This window comes from Brooklawnia cerclae (assembly GCF_011758645.1).
Taxonomy (GTDB): Bacteria; Actinomycetota; Actinomycetes; order Propionibacteriales; family Propionibacteriaceae; genus Brooklawnia; species Brooklawnia cerclae.
In genome coordinates, this window is sequence record NZ_JAAMOZ010000001.1 from 2029312 (window position 1) to 2046351 (window position 17040).

14 protein-coding genes are annotated in these 17040 nt (G+C 69.1%); 3 read left to right on the top strand and 11 right to left on the bottom strand.

Annotated features, from left to right (window positions below; all coding sequences use genetic code 11):
- Positions 1 to 34 precede the first annotated feature (34 nt).
- The 4 genes from FB473_RS09325 to obgE are packed head-to-tail and all read right to left on the bottom strand — an operon-like array spanning position 35 to position 4638.
- A complete protein-coding gene (locus tag FB473_RS09325; RefSeq protein WP_167166729.1) occupies positions 35 to 1279 on the bottom strand; it encodes a glutamate-5-semialdehyde dehydrogenase in 1245 nt (414 codons plus the stop codon).
- Complete coding sequence (locus tag FB473_RS09330) at positions 1276 to 1923, bottom strand: PQ-loop repeat-containing protein (RefSeq protein ID WP_167166731.1); 648 nt, start codon at positions 1921 to 1923, stop codon at positions 1276 to 1278. The genes FB473_RS09325 and FB473_RS09330 overlap by 4 nt, the downstream gene beginning before the upstream one ends.
- Positions 1924 to 1933: 10 nt before the next feature.
- Entirely contained in the window at positions 1934 to 3100 is a 1167-nt protein-coding gene (gene proB / locus FB473_RS09335; RefSeq protein WP_341770082.1) for a glutamate 5-kinase, read from the bottom strand.
- Between the two features lie 2 nt (positions 3101 to 3102).
- Positions 3103 to 4638, bottom strand: a complete 1536-nt coding sequence (obgE, locus tag FB473_RS09340) for a GTPase ObgE (protein ID WP_167166733.1) — start codon at positions 4636 to 4638, stop codon at positions 3103 to 3105.
- A 198-nt stretch (positions 4639 to 4836) separates the two neighbouring features.
- Between obgE and FB473_RS09345 the strand changes: the two genes are divergently transcribed.
- Both FB473_RS09345 and FB473_RS09350 read left to right on the top strand, forming a co-directional pair.
- Positions 4837 to 5580 carry a sulfite exporter TauE/SafE family protein gene (locus FB473_RS09345; RefSeq protein WP_167166735.1) on the top strand — a complete coding sequence of 248 codons (744 nt, stop codon included), beginning with the start codon at positions 4837 to 4839 and terminating at the stop codon, positions 5578 to 5580.
- Positions 5581 to 5673: 93 nt separating this feature from the next.
- Complete coding sequence (locus FB473_RS09350; protein ID WP_167166737.1) at positions 5674 to 6720, top strand: NAD(P)-dependent alcohol dehydrogenase; 1047 nt, start codon at positions 5674 to 5676, stop codon at positions 6718 to 6720.
- Between the two features lie 80 nt (positions 6721 to 6800).
- Here the strand turns inward: FB473_RS09350 and rpmA are convergent, their stop codons facing one another.
- The 4 genes from rpmA to FB473_RS09370 form a co-directional block, all read right to left on the bottom strand.
- The gene (gene rpmA, locus FB473_RS09355) at positions 6801 to 7058 is read right to left on the bottom strand and encodes a 50S ribosomal protein L27 (RefSeq protein ID WP_167166739.1); all 258 of its coding nucleotides are present in this window, start codon (positions 7056 to 7058) and stop codon (positions 6801 to 6803) included.
- Positions 7059 to 7068: 10 nt separating this feature from the next.
- On the bottom strand, positions 7069 to 7377 hold the full coding sequence (gene rplU / locus FB473_RS09360; protein WP_167169405.1) for a 50S ribosomal protein L21: 309 nt from the start codon (positions 7375 to 7377) through the stop codon (positions 7069 to 7071).
- Positions 7378 to 7586: 209 nt separating this feature from the next.
- Positions 7587 to 10553, bottom strand: coding sequence for an Rne/Rng family ribonuclease (locus FB473_RS09365; protein ID WP_167166741.1), 2967 nt, complete (start codon positions 10551 to 10553; stop codon positions 7587 to 7589).
- A 429-nt stretch (positions 10554 to 10982) separates the two neighbouring features.
- Entirely contained in the window at positions 10983 to 11687 is a 705-nt protein-coding gene (locus FB473_RS09370) for a TIGR03936 family radical SAM-associated protein (RefSeq protein WP_167166744.1), read from the bottom strand.
- Positions 11688 to 11826: 139 nt separating this feature from the next.
- On the opposite strand from FB473_RS09370, the gene FB473_RS09375 reads away from it, so the two are divergent.
- Entirely contained in the window at positions 11827 to 13032 is a 1206-nt protein-coding gene (locus FB473_RS09375; RefSeq protein ID WP_167166746.1) for an MFS transporter, read from the top strand.
- Positions 13033 to 13040: 8 nt separating this feature from the next.
- On the opposite strand, the gene FB473_RS09380 is transcribed toward FB473_RS09375, so the two are convergent.
- The 3 genes from FB473_RS09380 to ndk all read right to left on the bottom strand — a co-directional run bounded on the left by FB473_RS09380 (position 13041) and on the right by ndk (position 16909).
- On the bottom strand, positions 13041 to 15014 hold the full coding sequence (locus FB473_RS09380) for a TIGR03960 family B12-binding radical SAM protein (RefSeq protein ID WP_167169407.1): 1974 nt from the start codon (positions 15012 to 15014) through the stop codon (positions 13041 to 13043).
- A gap of 72 nt (positions 15015 to 15086) precedes the next feature.
- Complete coding sequence (locus tag FB473_RS09385) at positions 15087 to 16490, bottom strand: CPBP family intramembrane glutamic endopeptidase (RefSeq protein WP_167166748.1); 1404 nt, start codon at positions 16488 to 16490, stop codon at positions 15087 to 15089.
- A 2-nt stretch (positions 16491 to 16492) separates the two neighbouring features.
- Complete coding sequence (gene ndk, locus FB473_RS09390; RefSeq protein WP_167166750.1) at positions 16493 to 16909, bottom strand: nucleoside-diphosphate kinase; 417 nt, start codon at positions 16907 to 16909, stop codon at positions 16493 to 16495.
- Between the last annotated feature and the right edge of the window lie 131 nt (positions 16910 to 17040).

A 17040-nucleotide genomic window follows, 5' to 3' on the forward strand; every position in this document is an offset into this window, starting at 1 on the left:
GCTGCCTGTCAGTCGGAATCCGCCGGTGACGCGCTCAGGCGCGCACCTGGCCCTCGCCGGTGATCACGTACTTCGTGGAGGTCATCTCTGACAACCCCATCGGGCCGCGCGCGTGCATCTTCTGCGTCGAGATCCCGATTTCCCCACCGAACCCGAACTCGCCGCCGTCCACGAAACGGCTCGACGCGTTGACGAGTACCGCGGCGGCATCGATCTCGGCGACGAACCGGCGCTGGGACGACACGTCGTTCGTGACGATCGTCTCGGAATGTCCCGTTGTGTGCTGCCTGATGTGGTCGAGCGCGGTGTCGAGGTCGGGCACGACCCGTAGCGCCAGGTCGAGAGAGAGGTACTCGGCGTCGTACTCGTCCTCGGTGGCCGGGACGACGCGGCCGTCGATCACCCGGGACGCCTCGTCGCCGTGCACCGTCACCCCTGCCTGGGTGAGGGCATCGATGGCCTTGGGCAGGAACTCCGCGGCGACCGACTCGTGGACGAGCAGCGTCTCCAGGGCGTTGCAGACGCTCGGGCGCTGCGTCTTGGCGTTGAGGATGATCGTGATCGCCTTCGCCTGATCGGCGGATTCGTCGACGAACAGGTGACAGTTGCCCGTGCCGGTCTCGATCACCGGCACCAGCGACCCGGACACGACCGCGTTGATCAGCCCGGCACCACCTCTAGGGATGAGCAGGTCGATGAGTCCGCGTGCCCGCATCATCTCGTCGGTCGTCTCGTGCCCGCCCTCGACCAGTGCGATGGCATCGGCAGGAAGCCCGGTCGCCTCCAGCCCCGCCCTCAGCGCCGCGACGATCGCCCTGTTCGACTCCACCGCGCTCGAACTGCCCCGCAGCAGGCTCGCGTTGCCCGATTTCAGGCAGATACCGGCGGCGTCCGCGGTCACGTTGGGTCGCGCCTCGTAGATGATGCCGATGACACCGAGCGGCACGCGCACCTGGTCGATATGGACACCGTTCGGCAGCTGCCACCCACGCACGACCTGACCGATGGGATCGGGCAACGTGGCCAACGACCGAAGTCCGTCGACCATGCCCGTGATCCGCGCCGGGGTGAGCGCGAGCCGGTCGATCAATGCCTCCGCGGTGCCCGCGGCCCTCGCGCGTTCGACATCGGACGCGTTCGCGGCGAGCACCTCGTCGGTTGCCTGCGTGAGAGCATCCGCCATGGCCTGCAGTGCGGCATCCTTGCGCGCGCGGTCCACGACAGCGATGCGGCGGGCCGCCTCACGGGAGGCCTGCGCGAGTTCAGCGACGGCAGTCATGGGGTAAGAGTAGTGCCGCAAGGCGATTCGGCCAATCCGTGGTCCGCCGGGCCGACGCTGTCGGACCGCGCGTGGCGGACCAGCCAGACCCCGTAGTTGGCGGCCAGGAGGGCCATCGTCCCCGCCGCCGAGATGGTCACCGCGCGGTCGGAGACCATCAGCGACCACACCAGCCACAGCGACTGGATCAGGAAGGCCAGCACGAGGAACCACGGTGACACGCCGCGCACGTCGGGTGAGACGACCAGATCGCGGAGTTGGGCCAGAAGAGTGAAGGCCGAGGGGACGATGATCACCACGCCGAAGACCACCTGGCCGAACACCACATCGACCCCCACGAGCAGCAGGGCGGACACGACCACGGGCGCCAGCACCGGCACCAGCGACAGGTGCCGGTCCTTGGCCAGCATGACGATGACACCGAGGCTCGCCGCCGAGGTGACCAGGTTGCACACGACCTGGTTGGGCATCGCATAGATGATGCCGTGCCCGATCCAGGCCAGGCACACCGCGCACTGCATCTGCCAACCGGGACGCGACAGCCCGGCGCTCGTCCGCGTCCGCATGATGCGAAGGAACTGGGGCATGGCATAACCCGCCCCGATGATCGCAGCGAGCCAGCCGACGACGGTGACAAGGCTCATTGATGGCTCCTCACGAGAATCCACCCACGTGGTTGAGCAGCATGAGGGCGTCCCGGTGGACCACCTCACGCTCGTACTCGACGCCGAACGTCGCCGCCAGCTCGTGGGAGTTGCGCCCGAGCATGGCCGGCAACTGGCCCGCGTCGAAGTTCACCAGGCCACGCGCGATCGCCTCACCGTTCGGGGCGACCAGGTCGACCGGATCCCCGGCCACGAAATCGCCCTCGACCCGCGTGATACCTGCCGCCAGCAGCGAGGCGTTGCGTTTGGTCACCGCGCGCACGGCCCCCGCGTCCAGGTGGAGCTCGCCACGGGCCAGGGACGCGTGCGCCAGCCACAGCAGGCGACGAGGACGACGGCGGTCGATCGGCGAGAAAGCGGTGCCGACCGGGCGTCCGGCCAGCACCTCGCTCGCGTCCACCGCGTTGGCCAGGATCGTGGGGATGCCCGCACTCGTGGCGATCTGCGCGGCCTGCAGCTTGGTGGTCATGCCGCCGCTGCCGACCGCCGAACCGGTGCGATGGGTGTCGACCTCCAGCTCCTCGACATCGGGGACGAACGTGATCGCCTCCGAGTCCGGCTCCTCGGGGTGCGCGGTGTAGAGGGCGTCGATGTCCGACAGCAGGACGAGCGCGTCCGCGCGGACGAGCTGCGCGACCAGGGCCGCCAGCCGATCGTTGTCGCCGAACCGGATCTCGTGGGTGGCGACGGTGTCGTTCTCGTTGATGACGGGGATCACCCCCATGCGCAGCAGGGTGCCCAGCGTCCGCAAGGCGTTCGCATAGTTCGACTGGCGGGTGACGTCGTCCACCGTGAGCAGCACCTGCCCGACGAGGATGCCGCGCGCGTTGAACATCTCGGTGTAGCGCTGGATCAAGAGCCCCTGTCCCACCGCCGCGGCCGCCTGCTGATGAGCGAGATCCCGCGGCCGGCGGCGCAGCCCCAGCGGTGACAACCCCGCAGCGATGGCGCCGGAACTGATCAGCACGATGTCGTGCCCGGCATCGTGCGCATGCGCCAGAGCATCCACGAGGGCGGCGACCCGATCGTCGTCGATGCCCGACGATGCGCTGCTCAACGAGCTCGACCCCACCTTGACCACGATCCGACGGGCGGACGACACCTGGCGGCGCACCTCGTCCTCGGTGAGCGTGCCGTCGAAATCCGGGCCCACCACGGTCAGTCATCCCCCGATTCGTCGTCCCACTCGTCCGACAGCTCGGCTTCCAGGGCGCGCCGACGCTGCTCGCGCCAGTCGGCGTCGCGGTCGTCGCTCATGATCTGTTCGCGAGCCGCGCGGTACTCGGCGTCCCGCTCGCGCCTGCGCTGCGCGGCCGGTCGCGCCTCGTTGAGACGCTGATCCTCACCGCGGCGCGACAGCAGTTCTGCCCCGGTGTCGACCTGCGGGGCGAAATCGAACACCACCGGGTGTTCCCCGGCCCCGATGGCGACGGCGTCGCCCGGCTGGGCACCCATCTCGAGCAGGCGCTCCTCGATGCCGATGCGGTTGAGGCGGTCGGCCAGATAGCCGACGGCTTCGTCGTTCCCGAAGTCGGTCTGCCGCACCCAGCGTTCGGGTTTGGTGCCCCGCACACGCCACACGAGCCCGCCCTCGCCATCGCCCTGCCGCCGGATGGTGAACACGTCGCCGTCGTCCACGGCCCTGGGCCTGATGACGATGCGTTGTACCGGTGAAGCAGCCTGCTGCGCCCTGCGCTCCCCCACGATGGCTGCCATCGCGAAGGTCAGGCGCGTGAGCCCCTCCCCGGTCTTCGTCGAGATGGGGAACACCCGCAGGCCCCGCGCCTCGATGTCGGCCTGGACGATCTCCGCCATGTCGCGGGCGTCGGGCACGTCGATCTTGTTCAACGCCACCAGGCGTGGACGATCCTCCAAGCCACCGTAGGCGGCCAGTTCGTGCTCGATGACATCCAGATCCCGCAGCGGCTCGCGACCGGGCTCCCAGGTGGCGCAGTCGATCACGTGGACGATCGCCTGACAGCGTTCGATGTGACGCAGGAAATCATGACCGAGGCCACGGCCCGCGCTGGCCCCCTCGATCAGCCCCGGCACATCGGCGACGGTGAACGTCGTCTCCCCCGCCACGACGACCCCCAGGTTGGGCACCAGCGTGGTGAACGGGTAGTCCGCGATCTTCGGCTTGGCGGCCGAGATGGCCGCGATCAGGCTCGACTTGCCGGCACTCGGGAAGCCGACCAGCCCGATGTCGGCCATCACCTTGAGTTCGAGGAGCACCTGACGCGCCTCGCCCTCCTCACCGAGCAGGGCGAACCCCGGGGCCTTGCGGCTGCTGGACGCGAGCGCCGCGTTTCCCAGTCCTCCCTTGCCGCCCAACGCGACCACGACCTCGTCGGTCGTCCCGAGATCGGCCAGTACCTCGCCGGTCTCGTCATCGGTCACGACGGTTCCGGCCGGCACGGACAAGACGATGTCGTCCCCCTTCGCACCGTTGCGGTGTCCGCCCATTCCCGGTTGCCCGCCGGGTGCCTTGCGCTGCGACTGCCGGTGGTAGTCGACCAACGTGGTCAGACCCGGGTCGACGCGCAGGATCACCGAACCGCCGTCCCCACCGTTACCGCCGTCGGGCCCGCCCAGGGGCTTGAACTTCTCGCGGTGCACCGAGGCGCAGCCGTTCCCGCCGTTGCCGGCACTCACGGTCAGCCGGGCGCGATCGACGAAGGAGGGAATGGCCATGTGACGAGCTTTCATGTGGAGATGGACGCCGTTCGGCGCACCCTTCCACTCTACCGGGAGGGCTTTGGTCCCCCAATCCCCGACGCGATACGGGCCGCAGGAGTTTCCTGTGCCGATTCCCGGCCTACCGCACTCGTGGGCACTACCCACCGTCGCGCGAGGACCTGCCACAATGGGCGGTTGGAACCAGGAGGGCACATGCACGTCACGATCGAGTCGGTTGTCCTCCTCCTCGCAGCGGGGCTGGGCGCCGGTCTGATCGGCTACCTCACCGGCCTGGCCTCCCTGGTCAGCTACCCTGCCTTGCTGGCCGTCGGGCTGGGCCCGTTGTCGGCAAACGTCACCAACACGTTGTCCCTCGTCGGGGTCGGTGCGGGCGCCACCCTGCGGGCCGGGCGCGAGGCCGGAGCCTCCGGTCGACGAAGGACGATCCAGCAGTGTGTCGTCTGCGCGCTGGGCGGGACGACCGGGGCCATCGCCCTGCTGGCCACCGGGGAGCAGGCGTTCGAGGCCATCGTCCCCTGGCTCATCGCCTTCGCGTCCCTGACCCTGCTCGCCAGCCCGCGCATCCGGACGCTTCGCGGCAAGGACGAGAAGTGGCCCGCCTACCTCGCGGTGCTGTTCGTGGTGTGCGTGTACGGGGGCTACTTCGGGGCGGGAGCCGGCGTCGTCTACTTCGCGGTCGTGCTCGTCCTGACCAATTTCGAATGGTCGCAGACCGTACTGATGAAGACCATCCTGCTCAGTGTGTCGAACCTGGCTGCCTCACTGGTGTTCATCGGTTTCGCGCCGGTCGACTGGCTGGCCGCCGGCATCATGTTCGTGGGTCAGCTCGCGGGCGGCAACCTCGGCCCGCTGGTGCAGCGCTACGTCCCCGAGAAGGTGAGCCGGTGGGTGATCGCCGCCGCCGGTTTCTACCTGGCCTGGTCTCTGCTGCCCTGAGGCCATCCGGCACGGGCAGCCGCCACCGAAGCCCCCGCTACGGGCTCTAGAATCGGCTCACCACCCCCGACGACTCCGACGAGGGAGACCCTCATGCCCGATGTGCTCGCGTACGCAACAGACAACCGGTCGTGTCAGTTCCACCGGACGACCATCACCCGCCGGGAGCCCGACCCGACCGAGATCTACTTCGAGATCAAGTACGCCGGCATCTGCCACTCCGACATCCATACCGCGCGCGAGGAGTGGGGCCCGGCGATCTTCCCTCTCGTTCCCGGCCACGAGTTGGCCGGCGTCGTCACACAGGTGGGAGACCAGGTCACGCGATTCGCGGTCGGCGACCGCGTGGGGGTCGGCTGCTTCGTCGATTCCTGCGGGCAGTGCGAGCAGTGCCGAGCGGGCTTCGAGCAGTTCTGCACCGGTCGTCCGGGAACGATCTGGACATACAACAGCGTCGGACGTGACGGCCTGCCGACCGCGGGCGGTTACTCCCAGGGCATCACCGTCGAGCAGGATTACGCCCTGCGTCTGCCGGAGTCGATACCGTTCGACGCGGTCGCACCGCTCATGTGCGCGGGCGTCACCCTGTATTCCCCGCTGAAGCGCTGGGGCGCGGGCCCCGGTAAGAAGGTCGCGATCGTCGGCATGGGCGGGCTCGGCCACGTCGGCGTCCAGATCGCTGCGAAGATGGGTGCCGAGGTCAGCGTCGTCAGCCAGACCAAGTCGAAGCAGGCCGACGGACGCAGGTTCGGCGCCCAGCACTACTACGCGTGGAACGAGCCCGACGAGTTGAAGGCGGTACGCGGAACTTTCGACCTCATGGTCTCGACGGTCGCGGCGGCCACCGATCTCGATGCCCTGCTGCGATTTCTCAAGCCGGGCGGTGCGCTCGTCGACGTGGGCCTGCCCGAGCACGCCAGCACCGTGCATCTGTCGAGCCTCACCGGGGGCAACAAGATCCTGGCCGGGTCGCAGATCGGCGGAATCGCCGAGACCCAGGAGATGCTCGACTTCTGCGCCGAGCACGGCGTCGTCCCCCAGGTGGAGATCATCAGTGGCGAGGAGATCACCGCCGCCTACGACAACGTGGTGTCGTCCGCAGTGCGTTACCGGTACGTGATCGACACGTCCACGTTCTGATCGATCGTGAACGACATGAGTGGGGGACGACGCCTCGGTCGTCCCCCACTCATGTCGTTGTGATGCTTGTGCGCCGCCGCTCAGGCCTCGGCAGGCTCGATGTTGACCACACGGCGCCCACGACGGGTGCCGAACTGCACCTTGCCCGCGATCAGCGCGAACAGGGTGTCGTCGCCGCCACGCCCGACGCCCTCGCCCGGGTGGAAGTGGGTGCCGCGCTGACGGACGATGATCTCGCCCGCGTTGACCAGCTGACCACCGAAACGCTTCACACCGAGGCGCTGCGCGTTGGAGTCGCGACCGTTGCGCGAGCTGGACGCGCCCTTCTTGTGTGCCATCTCTGCTCCCTCAGCCTTCGATCCCGGTGACCTTGACCTGGGTGTACTTCTGACGATGCCCCTGGCGCTTCTTGTAACCGGTCTTGTTCTTGAACTTGAGGATCCGGATCTTCGGACCCTTGGTCTCGCCGAGCACCTCGGCGGTGACCGAAGCCTTGCCCAGGGCGTCCTGGGCGGTGGTCACGTCGTCGCCGTCGACCAGCATCAGCGGCTGCAGCGTGATGCTGCTGCCGACCTCGTCGGCGACCCGGTCGATCTCGACGATGTCCCCGACAGCCACCTTGTGCTGGCGGCCGCCACTGCGCACGATCGCGTACACGCCTGACTCACTCTCGCTCACCCGCCGACACGCTGCACGTGCGGCGGAACCTCGTTCACTAGTTTGGACGCCCCGGCGGTCTGTGACCACCGACCCTGCGTCCCGCGCTTCTCGACGCTTCCGAGACCCTCGACGGTCAATCCACCGGCCGAAGGCGCACCGAAGGTCAATGGTACGTCGCAGGCCCCCGGCCGGTCAAACGCCGCTGATCAGACCGTGCTGGGCTCACGGGCCTCGTCCGCACCGGCCGCTCCCGGCTCGGCCACGACGTCCTCACCCGTGTTGTCCTGCGGCTCGTCGGCGTCCTGATCCGGCGAATGGTGACGCGATGCCGCGGCGAGCTTGGCCGCCGCCTCACGCGCCGCATCCGAGGGATGCACCTGGTTGTCCTTGGCAGCAGGCGCGGCCTCCGACTTGCGGTTGCGTCCCGAACGGCCCTTGCCCTTCGAGCGACCCTGCCGCTCGCCACCGTCGGCCGGGGCCTGCGAGTCGACGGGTTCGTCGTGGCGGATGTAGCCGCGACCCCCGCACTGCTCGCACGTCTCCGTGAACGCCTCTGCCAGGCCGGTGCCGATCCGCTTCCGAGTCATCTGGACGAGCCCCAGGCTCGTGACCTCGCTCACCTGGTGCCGTGTGCGGTCGCGTCCCAGACACTCGACCAGACGGCGCAACAGCAACTCACGGTTGCTCGGCAGCACCATGTCGATGAAATCGATCACGATGATGCCGCCGAGGTCGCGCAACCTCAGCTGCCGGACGATCTCCTCGGCCGCCTCGAGGTTGTTGCGGGTGACCGTCTCCTCGAGATTGCCACCGCTGCCGGTGAACTTCCCGGTGTTGACGTCGATGACCGTCATCGCCTCGGTGCGGTCGATGACCAGGGAACCGCCGCTGGGCAGGAAGACCTTGCGCTCCAGCGCCTTGCTGATCTGCTCGTCGATGCGGTACTTGGCGAACAGGTCGCCGTCGGCGTCGTCCCACTTGCGGATGCGGTCCGCCAGATGCGGGGCGACGTACTCGACGTAGCTCGACAAGGCCTGATAGGCGTCGTCAGGGCCACCATGGCCGGAGACAACAAGCTGCTTGAAGTCCTCGGTGAAGGTGTCGCGGACGATGCGCAGCGTCAGATCGGGCTCGGCGTAGAGCTGCTGCGGCGCGCTCACCTGCTTGGCCTTCTTCTCGATCACCTGCCACTGCGTCTTCAGGCGCTCCACGTCCTGGATCAGGTCCTCCTCGGAGGCACCCTCCGCAGCCGTGCGGACGATCACGGACGAGTTCTCCGAGACCACCTGGTCGAGGATCGACTTCAGGCGATGGCGCTCGGCGTCCGGCAGTTTGCGGCTGATCCCCGACAGGTGCCCACCCGGCGAGTAGACGACGTAGCGGCCCGGCAGCGAGACGTGCGCCGTCAGGCGCGCACCCTTCGCCCCCACCGGATCCTTGCTCACCTGGACGAGCACGCTCTGACCCGACTTGAAGACCTGCTCGACCTTGCGCGAATCCGCGCTGACGTCGAACGCGTTCCAGTCGACCTCACCGGCGTAGAGCACGGCGTTGCGGCCGCGGCCGATGTCGATGAACACGGCCTCCATGCTGGGCAGGACGTTCTGTACGCGGCCGAGGTAGATGTTGCCGATCAGCGAGGTCGAGCTCGTCCGGTCGACATAGTGCTCGACGAGCACCTCGTCCTCCAGAACCGCGATCTGCGTGTACTCGTCACGCTGGCGGACGACCATCACGCGGTCGACCGATTCGCGGCGGGCGAGGAACTCCGCCTCGGTCAGGATCGGGGCACGATGGCGGCCGGCCGCGCGCCCCTCACGGCGACGTTGTTTCTTGGCCTCGAGCCTGGTGGAACCCTCGATGCCCGCGATCTCGTCGGTCGCGGAATGACGCGGCTCCCGGACGCGGACGGCGACATCGCCCTCCTCCTCGCCGGCATCGTCACCCCTGCGGCGACGGCGACGACGACGGCGGGTCGACGTGCCCGCCTGCTGTGCGTCCGGCTCGTCCTCGCCCGGCGTGCTCTCGGTCTCGGTGTCCTCGGCGCCGGTTCCCTCGTCGGTGGTCTGCTCGGTCGCGTCCGAACCTTCGTCGGCCGCGGCGGACGAGCCGCGACGGCGACGACGGCCGCCACGACGGCGACGACGACGCTGGGACGACTGGGTCTCGGCGCCATCATCGGCGTCGTCCGTGGAGTCCTCGTCCAGATCTGCGGAGGCGTCGGCGTCCGGTTCCAGCTCGCCGGCGTCCGTCGCCTCGTCCTCAGGTTCCTCGGCCTCGTCGGTCTCCTCGGAGCCGCCTCGACTCGCGATGGCAGCGGCGAGCGAAGCCAGCACCTGTTCGGTGTCGACATCGCCGTGCTCGTCGGTGGGCACCTCGTCGCCGACGAGGTGCGTCGCGGCTCCACGCGATGTGCGAGCCCGGCCCGCGGCGGCCGCCTCGATCGCCTCGAGTGCGGCTTCCAGATCGGGTGACTGCTCACGCGGCTCGTCGTCCGCGACACGGGACGCCCGGCCGGTACGCGCCGAACGCCGGCGTGCGGGACGAGCCGGCTGCTCGGGTGCGGGACGCGCGCCCGCATCCTGGGGTTCCTCGGTGACCGTGGCCTCGGCCGCCGGTGTCACGACCTCGTCGGCGACCGCATCGGTCTCGGCGACTGTGGTGCCGCCGTCCGCGATCCCGGCCGGATCGGTCGGGAGGGGCTCGGCCGGTGCTGCCGGGAGTTCCTCGGCCACCACGGTCTTGGCGGCTCGCGTGCTGCGGCGGCGCGGCGGACGGGCGGGCGCGGCGACCGGCTCATCGTGCTCAGTCTCTGCCACCGGTGTTGCAGCGCCCTGGCTAGGTGATTCGTCGGCCGACGGACTCGTGCGCTTGCGGGTGGCCCGGCGACGCGTCGGGGCCGGTGTCTCCGCGACGGGCCCGACAGCGGGCGAGGACGCCTCGTCGGCATCCCCGGTCGCCCGGGCATCGACGTCCGGTGCAGCGGACTCCACCGTGACCGGGGTCTCGATCGGCAGCGGAACGGCCGGTGACTCCACGGGGGGCCCGGCGGGCCTGGTCGCGGCCCTTCGGCCACGTGGGGGACGGGGAAGATCGGTGTCGGCTTCGGGGGCGGGTGCCGCACTGGGTGCGGCGTCGTCCTGATCTGGGGTCTGTGATTCGTTATCGAGCATGGGGCGCTCCTCTGCACCGGTCAGGTGCTGGTCATCGCCGCAGCCGCAACTGCGGTTCAAAGCTGGTGGCGCAACCGGCGTTCGCATCACCCCCGCGGCCAGGGTGTCAGAGGTGGTGACACCTGATTCGCACTGACGCTCACGCCTCCGACGATTCCCCCGTCGAAAGCAGACGCCACATGCGTCGCGGTTGGGTTGTGGACTACCCGATCGCTCGTGCCGGCGGCACGATGCCTGTGGCTATTATGCCACACGCAACAATTTTCGCCGGATTGCCTAGTCCGGCGCGTCATGCACCCGCCTGTGCGCGACTTTCACCTGACACGTGGTCCGATGCGCGACGAACTCGTCCGGGACGGGATCGGCCTGCCTGGACCACGACGACGATCACGAGCCCGCGGGACGCGAACCAGTCACATCGAGGTCACATCAGGCGAACGGGTCGACCACGGTGCCGTCGTCCCCCAGGGGACCCTGCGCCAATCGAGTGCTGCGCGGCGCGTCGAGGTCGTCCGACAGGCCGGGGGCGCACGCAACGAGCGCCGACACCAGGTCGTCGGGACGCACCAGCGGCTGACCGTGACGCAGGACGACGCTCACGGTGTCCCCGTCCACGCGCAGGCTGACGATCGCCTCCCGCGCGTCGAACACACGATCACCGTTCTTCGTCCGGCGCGTCACCTCCACCCGATCGGCCGCGAGCAGGTCGGCGGCAGCGGCAGCCAGCGACCGCTCGTCCACGCCGGGCAGTTCGATCGTCCAGGCGGAGGCCTCCATGCGGTCGGCCAGCGCGCGACCCTCCGCCTCGATCACTCCCACGACATCGAATCCCGCCGGCAACGCCGCGGCGAGCGAATCCCGCAGACGCTCGGGATCGCACCTGGCCGCGAGGCCGAGCTCGACATACTCGGCGAGACTGGCCGTCCCCGTCGGCGCGGCACCGGCATACGAGATGCGCGGGTGCGGGTTGAAGCCCGACGAGTAGGCCATCGGCACTCCGGCACGACGCAACGCACGCTCGAGGGCTCGTCCGAAGTCTCGATGGCTCGCGAAACGGGCTGTCCCCTGTTTCGTGTAGTGGACGCGGAGTCGCTGCACCGGCGGCGGTTGTTGCGGCGGCTGACTGCGGGGCATGCCATAGAGGGTACCCGGCCGGTGACGGGCACATGACCACGAGAAGGCTGCCCGGCAGGACGCCCGCGACGAGCACTTATGCTTGGGGCGCCCGCGCCGGGTGCCGCGGGCACGACCGTTCACAACACAAGAAGGTGTCATGCCCTACGGGAAGCCCGCACTGTTCACCGGCCTCACGATCATCATGATCGCCTTCAACCTCAGGATCGCGGCCGTGGCCATCGGCCCGGTGCTCCCGCAGCTCCAGTCCGAACTGGGCATGTCCACGAGCGTCGCGGGCGTCCTCACCTCGCTGCCGACGCTCTGCTTCGCCCTGTTCGGCTTCTTCGCCCCACCCGCGGCCTCACGCTTCGGGCTGCACCGGGTGATCGGCGCCGCCCTGGTCCTCAACATCGGCGGGCAGGCGCTGCGCATCCTCAGCGACAGCACGCTGGGGTTCCTGGCCGGGACGACGGTCGCCCTGGCCGGTATCGGCCTGATCAATGTGCTCATGCCGCCGCTGGTCAAGCGGCACTTCCCGCGTCGGGTAGGTGTGATGACCGCGCTCTACACGACCAGTCAGGCACTCGCGACGATGATCGCCGGGCTCCTGACCGCGCCGCTGGCCATCTCGATGGGCGGGTGGCAGGGGCCCTTCTGGGTCTGGGCCGGTGCGGCCGCGGTCGCCCTGGTGCCGGTGACCTGGCTGGTGGCCGGTTCCCGTGACCGTCCGGTACGAGCCGTGAAGGGATCGCAGGTCGTGCGGCTACGCGACGTCGCCCGCACGAAGCTGGGCTGGGTGCTGCTGGTGTTCTTCGGCATGCAGTCGGCTCAGTCGTATGCACAGTTCGGCTGGCTGCCGAGCATCTATCAGTCGGTCGGGTTCACCGCCACCCAGTCGGGCCAGTTCCTGACGGTCCTCAACGCGGTCGTCCTTCCCGTGACCTTCCTCGTCCCGGTCTGGACGCAACGCCTCGGCCGCCCCTGGGGCATCGTCATCGCGATGTCGGTGCTCGGCATGCTGGGCTACGCCGGTCTCATCCACGATCCGGCCGTGCTGCCCTGGCTGTGGCCGATGTTCCTGGCCCTCGGCAGCGGCAGCTTCTCCATGATCATGACCCTGCTGGGCATGCGCACCCGCACCCCGTCGGGCATGGCCTCGCTGTCGAGCTTCGCGCAGAGCGGCGGCTACGTGCTGGCCATGGCCGGGCCGCTGCTGGTCGGCGTACTGCACGACGCCACCGGCACATGGCTGGTTCCACTGCTGATGCAGCTGCTGCTGTTCGTCCCGCTCGCGGTCTCGGGCGTGATCGTGTGCCGGTCGGGCCTGCTGGAGGACGAACTCGGCCTGCCCGCGGAGGCCTGACCGGCGCCTCAGCCCGGCCGGGACGACCCCGCCTGCGCTGTGACGGTCGGCAAGGGCAGCAGCGTGCGGCCCGACGGCCCGATCTCGATGTCGACCCCGAGATCGGGGCATACGCCGCAGTCGTTGCAGTCGTCCCATCGGCAGTCCGGCACCGAAAGCTGCCTCAGCGAGGCCTGGTAGTCGTCCCACAGCCATGTGCGGTCCAGGCCGACGTCGAGATGGTCCCAGGCGAGCACCTCGGTCACCGGCCGCTCGCGCGTGGTGTACCACGCGAGATCGACGCCGAGCTTCCCCAGTTCCTCGCCGGCGATCCGCACCCACCGTGCGTAGTCGAAGTGTTCGCTCCAGCCGTCGAAGATGCCGCCGTCGCGCCACACCGCCTCGATGACGCGGCCGACGCGCCGGTCGCCGCGCGCGAGCAGTCCCTCGATCAGGCCGGGGTGCCCGTCCGCCCATCGCACGCCGATGGCGCGGCCGCACTGCCGGTCGTCCCGCACCTTCTGCTTGAGGGCGCGAAGGCGCTCGTTCGTGATCTCCGGATCGGTCTGGCCCACCCACTGGAACGGGGTGTGCGGCTTCGGGACGAAGGCCCCGATGCTGATGGTGCAAGCGATGTCGCGTCGTCCCGATGCTTTCCGCCCGGTCTCGATCACCCGGTGCGCCATGTCGGCGATGGCGAGCACGTCCTCGTCGGTCTCGGTCGGAAGGCCGCACATGAAGTAGAGCTTCACCGACCGCCAGCCGTTCGCGAATGCTGTCGTCACCGTCGAGATGAGATCGTCCTCGCTCACGTTCTTGTTGATCACCGCACGCATGCGTTCCGTGCCGCCCTCGGGCGCGAACGTGAGGCCGCTGCGTCTGCCGTTGCGGGCGAGTTCCTCGGCCAGGTCGATGTTGAAGGCGTCGACCCTGGTACTGGGCAGCGACAGGGACACGTTCGTGCCCCTGTACCGTTCGGCCAGCCCGTGCGTGATCTCCCCGATCTCGGTGTGGTCGGCGCTCGACAGTGACAGCAGGCCCACCTCCTCCAGGCCGGTCGCGGCCAGCCCGTCGGCGACCATGGTCCCGATGGCCGGCAGGCTGCGCTCGCGCACGGGCCGGGTGATCATGCCCGCCTGGCAGAAGCGGCAGCCACGCGTACAGCCCCGGAAAATCTCGACCGAGTAGCGCTCGTGCACGGTCTCGGCCAGCGGGACGATCGGTGCCCTCGGGTACAGCCATTCGTCCAGGTTCGTGAGCACCCATCTGCCCACCTGGTAGGGGGTTCCCGGCCGGTTGGGTGAGACCTTGGCGATCGCACCGTCCGGCCCGTAGGTGACGTCGTAGAAACGTGGCACGTAGAACAGGCCGGTGGCGGCGAGCTTTTCCAGCACCCCGTCGCGACCACCCGGGCGTCCGGCCACGATCCAGTCGCGCACGATGCTTCCCAGTTCGAGAACGGCCTGTTCGCCGTCGCCGAGCACGACCACGTCGACGAAGTCGGCAACGGGTTCGGGGTTGGACGCGCAGTGCCCCCCGATGACGACCAGGGGGTCGCCCGGCCCGCGATCGGCGCTGTGGATCGGGATCCCGGCCAGATCGATCGCGTTCAGCATGTTCGTGTAGCCGAGTTCGGTGGACAGGCTCACCCCGAGGATGTCGAAGGCCCGCACCGGCCGATGCGACTCCCAGGTGAGCAGGGGCACCCCGCGAGAACGCATCTCGCGCTCGAGATCGGGCCACACGGAGAAGGCGCGCTCAGCACATGCCCAGTCCTGCCCGTTGATCACCTCGTACAGGATCGCGAGGCCCTGGTTGGGCTGGCCCACCTCGTAGACGTCGGGGTAGGCCAACACCCAGTGGACGTCGACATCCGACCACCCCTTGGTCACGGAGTTCACCTCGCCGCCCACGTACTGGATCGGTTTGGTGACACGCGCCAGCAGCGGCTCGAGCCGGTCGAACAGGGACGGTGGCTCAGCGCCGCGATGATCCGTCGGCATCGGCGATCCCGCCGCAAGCATGTCTGTGGTCATGGTCCGAACAATGGTAATCGGCCACGACCGATGTTCCGGTCACGAGGACGGCGACGGTCCCTCTCCAGGCAAGGGATCGTCCCATGGCCTCGGGTTGGACAACGGTGCGGGGTGCTCGCCGGCCGGTGTGGGCGGTCGGTCGCCACCTGCTTGACCACCCGCGAAGCCGGAGGCCGATGGGGACGCCGGGTCCGCCAGGGGTGCGGCTGCCGTTCCCGTCGGGGGCACCACCTGCCCGGCCCCGGGCTCGTGGACGCCGGCCGCCGGGGCCCAGGGCTGCGGCGCGCCTGCGGGCCATCCGGGCGCTTGCACGAACTGACCCGGACCGGGCGGGAAAGCCGGAGCCGGCGCGGACACCCGCGAGGCCGCCGGGGCACTGGAGCGCGTGATCCCCAACTTTCGCGCCTGCCAGGTGATGGCCGCCGCGGCGATCAACGGAGTGACGATACCGATGAGCACCCACGGGCTGCCCGTTCCAGCGGACCGATCGAACACCTCCGTGATGTCCATGAACGGCATGAACGCCTCGCTCAGGAGGTTGTTCACGACGTGCATGGCGATGCTCGCCTCCAGCCCTCCGGTGCGCCATGTGACGTAGCAGGCGATGAGCCCGAAGGAGAAGTAGAAGACGTTGAGCCACGGATCGGCCGCGGCGTGCGCCAGCATGAACACCAGCGACGACAGCACCGCACCGACGACGAGCCCCACCCGCTGATGCGTGAAGAAGCTGGCCGCAGCGCGATTGATCAGGCCTCGGAACGCGTATTCCTCACCAGCGCACTGCAACGGGGTCGTGACCAGGATGCCGATCGCCAGCACCACCGTGTCGCGGTTGGGTGCGAGCCCCAGGGGGCCGGCCTGCAACTGGAGCCAGGTGTCGAGGGAGAGGTAGACCATCCAGATGGGCAGAACGATGGTGAAGCAGGTTCCCATCCAGCGCCAGCGCATGCGGCCGGTGACACTCGCCAGCCAGCCCGGGCGCTGTTTGATCAGCAGGACGGTGAGTGCGATCGCGATGACGATGAGCAGCGCCAGCGACAGGTTGTTGCCGAGGAAGACCATCGGGGTCACCCCACCGTCGTTGGCGATCTCGCCGACAGCCTCCTCCCAGGTCTGACGGCCGGTCATCATGTCGATCATGATCGCCACCGCCATGAAGACGAGCCCACCGGCGAAATAGGCGATCACCGCCAGCACCACCAGGACGATCGGCCGCCAGGCCGACCACGCGGGCGTCCGCCAGAACCCCGGGTACTCGGTGGGGACGACGGGAAGCGCGGGCTTCGGCGGGGGTGGATAGCCCCATCCCGGCATCGCGGCCGCCCGCGGCGTCCCCATCGGCAGCGGGACTCCAGCCGGAGGCTGTGGGAGCGGCCCGTACGGCGCCTGTCCCCCGGCCTGCCCGTAGGGGGTCTGGCCGCCAGGGATGGGTGGCGTCGACATCGTCACACCAGCCCCGGGAACCACAGGGCGACCTCGCGGGCCGCGCTCTGGGGCGAGTCGGAGGCATGGACGAGGTTGCGATTCTTGTGGAGCGACAGGTCACCGCGGATGGTGCCGGGTGCGGCCACGGCCGAGTCCGTGGTGCCGTTCAGGCTGCGCACCGCCTCGATCGCCCGCTCGCCCTCCAGCACCATCGCCACCAGGGGGCCCGACGTGATGAACTCCTCGAGTTCGGCGTAGTAGGCCCGGCCGACGTGCTCCGCGTAGTGCTGCCCGGCGAGGTCGGAGCCGATGGTCCGGAGCTCCAGTGCCCGGATCACCAGTCCCTTCGCCTCGTATCGGGCGATGATGCCGCCGACCAGCCCGCGTGCCACGCCGTCGGGCTTCACGAGGACCAGGGTGCGCTCCGAAACGCTCATGGCTGAACCCTACAAGCCTGCCCAACCCGGCAGGCGGGCAACAGGGCACGCCGGTGCCGAACTGTAGGCGTGGATCGGATCTCGGCCCCAGGAGACTCGTTTCGACAAGCTCAACGAGCGCCTTGCGTCGC